The organism is Planomonospora algeriensis (assembly GCF_977012225.1).
In genome coordinates, this window is sequence record NZ_CDRNDK010000319.1 from 1 (window position 1) to 7,676 (window position 7,676).

The window sequence follows — 7,676 nt, forward strand, 5'->3', positions numbered from 1 at the left end:
TCCCGTGGTGCGCGCTCGGATGACCGCGCTGGAGCGCTCCGGGGAGACGGTCACCGGCGTACGGCTCGCGCCCGGCGCCGGGTCCGGTGCCGGGCCGGGCCGGGGCGCCGGCCCCGGTGAGGGTCTCGGTGAGGGTCTCGGTGAGGGCGCCGTGCCGGGCGGGGAGGGCGGAGACGCGGCCGGCGGCGCCGGGTGCTCCGCGGCGACCGGGTGGTCCTGGCCACCGGGGCCTGGTCGGGGACCGCGCTGGAGGGGCTGCCGTCCGAGGCGCTCCCGCCGGTCCGGCCGGTCAAGGGGCAGATCATGCGGCTGCGCTCCCCCGAACCGGTGCTCTCGCGGTGCGTGCGCGGGGCCGTGCACGGCGCGCGGGTCTACCTGGTCCCGCGCGGCGACGGGGAGCTGGTCCTCGGCGCCACCCAGGAGGAGCTCGGCTTCGACACCCGCGTGACCGCGGGGGGCCTGTGGGAGCTGCTGCGCGACGCGCGGGAGCTGGTCCCCGGCGTGACCGAGCTGGAGGTGGCCGACGTGACGGCCGGGCTGCGCCCGGGCACGCCGGACAACCTGCCGCTGGTCGGCCCCTCGGCCCTGCCCGGCCTGCTGATGGCCACCGGGCACCACCGGGGCGGCGTCCTGCTCGCCCCGCTCACCGCCGACCTCCTCGTCGGGGAGTCCGGCGACCCCGAAGGACTGGCGGCCCTCTGCTCGCCTCTCCGTTTCCAGGAGCACCGTTTCCAGGAGCAGTCTTGAACGTGACGATCAACGGCACCCCGCACGAGCTGCCCCCGGGGGCCAGCGTGGCGCAGGCCGTACGGAGGCTGACCGACGCCGGGAGCGGCGTGGCCGTGGCGGTGAACGACGAGGTCGTCCCGCGGGGCGCGTGGGACTCCACCGTGCTCGCCGACAGCGACCGCGTCGAGGTGCTCACCGCGGTCCAGGGAGGGTGACGTGGACGGCGGCCGAGGCCGCGGACGCGGCGGAGGAAGGGACGGACTCGGAGGCGTGAACGGCATGGACGGCGTGAACGGCATGGACGGCGTGAACGGCGTGAACGGCGTGAACGGCGTGAACGGCGTGGACGGCGTGGACGGCGTGGACGGCGTGGACGGCATGGACGATGGGCTGGTCATCGGCGGGGAGAAGTTCTCCTCGCGGCTCATCATGGGCACCGGGGGCGCGCCCTCCCTCGAGGTGCTGGACGGCGCGCTCGCCGCGTCGGGCACCGAGCTGACCACGGTCGCGATGCGGCGGGTGGCCCCGTCCGCCCGGGGATCGGTGCTGGACGTGCTGCGCCGGCGCGGCATCAAGGTGCTGCCGAACACCGCGGGCTGCTTCACCGCCGCCGAGGCCGTGCTGACCGCCCGGCTGGCCCGGGAGGCGCTGGAGACCGACTGGGTGAAGCTGGAGGTCATCTCCGACGAGCGCACCCTGCTGCCCGATCCCATCGAGACCTTCGACGCGGCCGAGCGGCTGGTCGCCGACGGGTTCACGGTCCTGCCGTACATCGGTGACGACCCCGCCCTGGCGCGGCGGCTGGAGCAGGCGGGCTGCGCGGCGGTGATGCCGCTGGGCGCGCCCATCGGGTCCGGGCTGGGCATCCGCAACCCGCACAGCATCGAGCTCATCGCCGAGGCCGCGGGCGTGCCGGTGATCCTGGACGCCGGGATCGGTACGGCCAGCGACGCGGCGCTGGCGATGGAGCTGGGCTGCGACGCGGTGCTGCTGGCCACGGCGGTGACCAGGGCGCAGCGGCCGGAGCTGATGGCGCGGGCCATGCGCGCGGCGGTGGACGCGGGCCGGGCGGCCCGGCTGGCCGGACGGATCCCCCGTCGCCGGTACGCAGAGGCATCATCCCCCACGAATCCATAAAGATCCGGATAAAACTGGCGGCTCTGCGCATCGGTTTGGAACAGCCCGACCATGCGGACCGCAAAACGCCCCTAAACTCGGGCGGGTGGACACGACGCCAACCGATCCCCTCGTCGGGAGACTCCTCGACGGGCGTTACCGCGTTGAGTCCCGGATCGCCCGGGGCGGCATGGCGACCGTCTACCTGGCCCTGGACGTCCGGCTCGACCGCACGGTCGCCATCAAGGTGATGCACCGCGGACTCGCCGAGGACCCCTCCTTCGTGCGCCGGTTCATCGGCGAGGCCAAGTCGGTGGCGAGCCTGTCGCACCCCAACGTGGTGCAGGTCTTCGACCAGGGCACCGACGGCGACGTCGTCTACCTGTCGATGGAGTACGTCCCGGGACGCACCCTGCGCGACGTGCTCCGCGACCGGGGCAGGCTGCCCGCCCGCGAGGCCCTGGAGGTCATGATCCCGGTGCTCGCCGCCCTGGGCGCCGCGCACCAGGCCGGGCTGGTCCACCGCGACGTCAAGCCGGAGAACGTCCTGCTCGCCCACGACGGGCGCGTCAAGGTCGTGGACTTCGGCCTGGCCCGCGCGGTCGAGGCGACCAACCAGACCCGCACCGGCGTCATGATCGGCACCATCGGCTACATGTCGCCCGAGCAGGTGACCTCCGGCGCCGCCGACGCGCGCAGCGACGTCTACGCGGCCGGGATCATGCTGTTCGAGCTCCTCACCGGCCGCCAGCCGTACGAGGGCGAGACCCCGATGTCGATCGCCTACCGGCACGTCCACGACACCGTGCCGGTGCCCTCCGCCCTGCTGCCGGGCTCCCCGCCGCTGCTGGACACCCTGGTGGCCCAGGCCACCGCCCGCGACCCCGCGACCCGCCCGGCGGACGCCAAGGCGCTGCTGGTCGCCGCGGTGGACGCGCACCGCATGCTCCCCAGGGAGAGCGGCCCGATCCCCCTCGGCCCCCGTCCCCCCCGCTCCCGGTCCCGTCCGGCCCGCTCTCCCCGGCGTACGGCGTCGCGGCGCACCCCTCCCCGGCCGGCCCCGCGCCGGCCAACCCGACCCTGATCCAGCCCCGCGCCGAGGTGCTGACCGGGCCCGCCGCGGGCGTCGCGCCTCCCGTGGCCGTGCCCCGCCAGGGCCGCAAGCGCGGGAGCTGGGTCCTGCTGACCGTGCTGGCCCTGGTGATGGTCGCCGCGGTCGGCGTGACCGGCTGGCTGTTCTCCCAGGACACCACCGTCGTGGTGCCCAAGCTGATCGAGCAGAACGTCAAGCTCGCCGCGGATCAGGCCCGCCATCAGGGCTTCGCCGTCGAGATCGGCCCGGCCGAGCACGACGAGAAGGTGCCCAAGGACGTCGTGCTGCGCACCGACCCCGTCGCGGGCACCGAGGTGCAGCCCGGCGCGAAGCTGGTCCTCATCGCCTCGGCGGGCCCCAAGCGGGTGAACGTGCCCAACGTGGTCGGCCTGGAGCTCAACGCGGCCCGGGAGAAGATCGCCGCGGCCGGTCTGACCGTCGACGACGTCAAGAAGCTGGCCAGCGAGACCGTCCCGCGCGGCCAGGTGATGAAGACCAGCCCGGCCGTGGGCAACCAGGTCAAGGAGGGCAGCAAGGTCGACCTCTACGTGAGCGCGGGCCTGCTGATGCCCGACGTCATGGGGATGCACCGCGACCAGGCCAGGACCACCCTGGAGAGCGCCGGCTTCGTGCCCGAGTTCGTCGAGCAGACCGATTCCGCCCAGCCGTGCACGGTCATCGCCCAGGACCCCCGGGCGGGCGCCGAGGTCGACCGGGGCGCGGTGGCCCGGATGACCCTGTCGGCCTGCAACAACGGCGAATGGCACTGGCCCTGGGAGAACAACGGCGAGAACGCCAACGACGACAACGTCATCGTCATCCCCAACGTGGTCTACAAGGACGTCCGGGCCGCGCGCGACGAGCTGAGCGCGGCCGGATTCCGGGTGAAGGTGAAGAAGGGGCTGAACCGGGGCCGGGTCCTGGCGCAGCTCCCGCCGGGCGGGCAGCAGGTCCCGCACGGCACGCAGGTCACCCTCTGGCACTGATCCCCGCCCGGGACCGGGGACACCGGCCCCGCCCGGGACCGGGGACACCGGCCCCGCCCGGGACCGGGGACACCGGCCCTGCCCGGACCTGAGCGCGCCCGTCCCGGCCCGGTCCGGGCTTCCGTCCCGGCCCGGTCCGGGCTTCCGTCCCAGCCCCGGTCCGGGCTTCCGGCGCGCCCGTCCTGATACCCTCCCCCGGTGGACCGCATCCAGCTCGCCCCCGGTGTCCAGGCCGCATTCACCGACCGGCACGGCGGGGTGAGCGCCGAGCCGTACGACAGCCGCAACCTCGGCGGGGCCGTCGGGGACGACCCGGGGGCGGTGCTGCGCAACCGGGACAAGACGGCCGCCGACCTCGGAGTGGATCCGGCCCGCGTGGTGTTCATGCGCCAGGTCCACGGAGCCGACGCACGCTACGTCACCGAGCCGTTCGGAGACGATCCCCCGCCGCTGGACGCCGTCCTCACGGATGTTCCCGGGCTGGCGCTGTGCGTGCTGGTGGCCGACTGCGCCCCGGTGCTGGTGGCCGATCCGGTCGCCGGGATCGTGGGGGCGGCGCACTCCGGGCGGCCCGGCACCATGGCCGGGGTGGTGCCCGCGCTGGTTGCGGCGATGGCGGAGCGCGGGGCCGAACCGGCGCGGATGACCGCCCTCATCGGGCCGTCGGCGTGCGGGCTCTGCTACGAGGTCCCGGCCGCGATGCGGGACGAGGTGGCCGCGGCGGTGCCCGAGGCCCGGGCCACCACCCGCCGGGGCACGCCCGCCGTGGACGTGCGGGCGGGCATCGCCGCGCAGCTCGCCGGGGCCGGGGTCGGCGACGTACGGCACGACGCCCGCTGCACGATCGAGTCGCCCGAGCTGTTCTCCCACCGCAGGCGGCGTCCGACCGGCCGGTTCGCCGGCTACGTCTGGCTGGAGGGCTGAGGCCGCCCCCGGACGCTCCGTTGGTGGAGCCGCGCGCGACCAGGGCGAGCACGGTCCGCTCGCGTTCGCTCAGCCCGGCGGGGGCGAATGTGCGCCCGCCCTCCCCGACCGGCCGCGGCCCCAGGGCGGAGACCATCAGATCCAGCGAGGGGACTGCCGGGTTCGCCCGGCAGGGGAATCGCTTCCCTGTTGCAGTTTTTTGCTTGAAACGGGCAGGGCGCCCGCACACGCCGAGCGGGCCCGCCTCCACGGCGGCTCAGCGGCTCAGCACACCGTGCAGCCGGACGCGGGCGAGGCCCCCATCGGGGTAGACGTCGACCCTGACGTGGGTGGCGGCCGCGGCGCCGTCCAGGCGGAAGCGGTGCCGCGTGTCGGGCTGCAGGCGGGTCCTGGGCAGCAGCTCGAACTCCCGCCCGTCCGCCATCCCGGTGAGCGAGACCCAGCCGGGGGCGTTGAACACCAGGTTGGTGGTGTCGATCTCGGCGAGTCTCACGACCCCGGCGCCCGCCAGGCGGATGACCAGCCAGTCGTTGCCCCCGTCACGGCGGCGGCGGGTCTCCCAGCCCTCAGCCTGGGTGCGGGCCGTTCCGGGGGCGATGACGTTGCCGGGCGAAGAATAGAAGTCGTCGGAGCAGCCGGTGACCAGCCCGCCGTTCTCCAGGGCGGCCAGGTCGAGGCCGAGGCCGTCGTAGACCGACAGGTCGGGCCGGACCTCCCCGTGCACGCGCAGGCGGGCGATGCCGCCGTCGGGGAACATGTTCAGCCGGACGTGCGTACGGCGGTGCCCGTCGGCGACCTCGAAGGGATGCTCGGCGTCCCCCGTCAGGGCGCTCCGCGGAACGATCTCCGTCCATTCGGCGGCCCGGAGCTCGGCGACCGTGGGGTACCCCTCCACCGAGGCGGCCTCCACCGACGCGTACGGCGGGTGGTTGCCGGTGAACCACGCGGTGTCGATCACGACGCCGCGGACCACACCGGGCAGGCCCAGCCGGACCAGGGCCCAGTCGTGGCCCGGCTCCCGGCGGCGGCGGGTCTCCCAGCCGTCGTAGACCTGCCCCTTCGCGCCGAAGGTGTGCGGCTGGAAGGCGGGGCGCCCGGGGCGGATCAGGCTCTCCTTCTCGGCGAAGGACTCGTCGCTGGCCGCGACGACCGAGCCTCCGTGGGTGCGCAGGGCCAGGTCGGGCAGCGCGGTGAACGCGTTCACGGGAGAGCCTTTCCGGTACGGTCCGCCGGTCACAGCAGCCTGCCCAGGGGCGCCCGCCCGCGAGCCGGCCGCGCAGCCAGGTGGCGCGGACGACCCCCCGGAGCGTCCTGCCGTGGTACGGCGTGACCGGGTGCCGGTGGTGCAGCGCCGAGGCGTCCACGGTGCGGCTCGCGCCGGGGTCGAAGGCGACCAGGTCGGCGTCGGCCCCCGCGGCGATGGCGCCCTTGCCGTCCAGTCCGGCCAGGGCCACGGGGTTGCGGGCCATCCAGCGGACCACGTCGCCCAGACCGTGGCCGCGCCGGGACGCCTCGGTCCACACCGCCGCGAGCCCCAGCTGGAGGGAGGAGATCCCGCCCCATGCGGCGGCGAAGTCGGGCACCTTCAGCTCGGGGGCGGACGGCGAGTGGTCGGAGACGACGCAGTCCAGCACCCCGTCGGCCAGCCCCCGCCAGAGCGCGTCCCGGTTGGCCTCCGAGCGGATCGGCGGACAGCACTTGAACGCGGTGCCGCCCTCCGGCACCTGTTCGGCGGCCAGGGTGAGGTAGTGCGGGCAGGTCTCGGCGGTGATCCCGATCCCGGCCCGCCGGGCCCGCGCCAGCGGCTCCAGGCAGAGCGCGGACGACACGTGCAGGATGTGCGCCCGCGCTCCGGTCTCCCGGGCCAGCTCGATCACCAGCTCGACCGCGCGGCGCTCGGCCTCGTCCGGCCGGGAGGCGAGGAACTCCGGGTAGGCGGGCCCGGCGGGTTCGGTGAGCAGCTCCGGAGCCTCCGCGTGCACGATCACCAGGCCGCCGAAGGAGGCGGCCTCCGCCAGCGCGGCCCGGAGCCCGGCGGCGTCCAGTGGCGGGAACTCCTCCACCCCCGACGGGGACAGGAAGCACTTGAAACCGCGCACCCCGGCCTCGTGCAGAGGGCGCAGCCGGCCGAGGTTGCCGGGGACCGCCCCGCCCCAGAAACCGACGTCGACCGCGCACCGCCCGGCCGCGGCCCGCCGCTTGGCGGCCAGCGCGGCCGGGTCCACGGTGGGCGGCAGCGCGTTGAGCGGCATGTCCACGATCGTGGTCACCCCGCCCGCGGCGGCGGCCCGGGTGGCGCTGGCGAAGCCCTCCCAGTGCGTGCGGCCGGGCTCGTTGACGTGCACGTGGGTGTCGACGAGCCCGGGCAGCAGCGCGACGTCTCCCAGATCGACCCGCTCGGCCGCCTCCGGGGCGGCGCCGGGGTCGTGCACCCCGGTGATCCCGCCGTCCCGCACGGCCACCGCCGCGGGCCGCTCCCCGTCGGGCAGCACCGCCCGGCGGGAGGTGATGACCAGATCGTGCACGGGCGTCCTCCAGCGGGTCCCGGGGGCGGAGCGGTCGAGCGGACCGCCCGGTCCGGGTGGACCGGGCCGGTTCAGGCGGTTCGGGCGGGGTGGTCGGTTCGGGGTGGGTCGGGGCGGTCAGAGCCAGTCGGCGGCGAGCTTGGCGGTGAGGCGTTCGAGCAGCGGGCCCGCCTCGGCCATGCAGCGCCGCGGATCAGGTTCGACGTCCGTGAGCGCGTAGGCCGCCTGGATGCCGGCCTCGCGCAGCTCGTCGTCGCCGAGGGCGCGGCGGCCGCAGACCGCGACGACCGGGACGCCCGCCAG

General features: G+C 75.5%; 7 protein-coding genes and 2 pseudogenes. 6 read left to right on the top strand and 3 right to left on the bottom strand.

Features of this window, described 5'->3' with window-relative positions; translation table 11 throughout:
• Positions 1-192: 192 nt before the first annotated feature.
• From ACWJ6R_RS25940 to pgeF, 6 genes and pseudogenes are all read left to right on the top strand, one after another.
• Positions 193-747, top strand: a pseudogene (locus ACWJ6R_RS25940) (FAD-dependent oxidoreductase); the annotation flags it as partial.
• Complete coding sequence (gene thiS, locus ACWJ6R_RS25945; protein WP_449064739.1) at positions 744-944, top strand: sulfur carrier protein ThiS; 201 nt, start codon at positions 744-746, stop codon at positions 942-944. The pseudogene ACWJ6R_RS25940 and the gene thiS, both read left to right, overlap by 4 nt.
• Positions 945-1,107: 163 nt before the next feature.
• Complete coding sequence (locus tag ACWJ6R_RS25950; RefSeq protein WP_449064745.1) at positions 1,108-1,866, top strand: thiazole synthase; 759 nt, start codon at positions 1,108-1,110, stop codon at positions 1,864-1,866.
• Between the two features lie 85 nt (positions 1,867-1,951).
• On the top strand, positions 1,952-2,929 hold the full coding sequence (locus tag ACWJ6R_RS25955; protein WP_449064740.1) for a protein kinase domain-containing protein: 978 nt from the start codon (positions 1,952-1,954) through the stop codon (positions 2,927-2,929).
• Between the two features lie 17 nt (positions 2,930-2,946).
• On the top strand, positions 2,947-3,924 hold the full coding sequence (locus tag ACWJ6R_RS25960) for a PASTA domain-containing protein (RefSeq protein ID WP_449064741.1): 978 nt from the start codon (positions 2,947-2,949) through the stop codon (positions 3,922-3,924).
• A 198-nt stretch (positions 3,925-4,122) separates the two neighbouring features.
• Complete coding sequence (gene pgeF / locus ACWJ6R_RS25965) at positions 4,123-4,848, top strand: peptidoglycan editing factor PgeF (protein ID WP_449064742.1); 726 nt, start codon at positions 4,123-4,125, stop codon at positions 4,846-4,848.
• Positions 4,849-5,104: 256 nt separating this feature from the next.
• Here the strand turns inward: pgeF and alc are convergent, their stop codons facing one another.
• The 3 genes and pseudogenes from alc to ACWJ6R_RS25980 all read right to left on the bottom strand — a co-directional run.
• Positions 5,105-6,052 (bottom strand): allantoicase, encoded by a 948-nt coding sequence (gene alc, locus ACWJ6R_RS25970; RefSeq protein WP_449064743.1) that lies wholly within the window; start codon positions 6,050-6,052, stop codon positions 5,105-5,107.
• 46 nt (positions 6,053-6,098) lie between these two features.
• A pseudogene (gene allB, locus ACWJ6R_RS25975) lies at positions 6,099-7,373 on the bottom strand (allantoinase AllB); the annotation flags it as partial.
• Between the two features lie 117 nt (positions 7,374-7,490).
• Positions 7,491-7,676 (bottom strand): glycerate kinase (locus ACWJ6R_RS25980; RefSeq protein ID WP_449064744.1); only part of this gene is annotated, 186 nt, incomplete at its 5' end.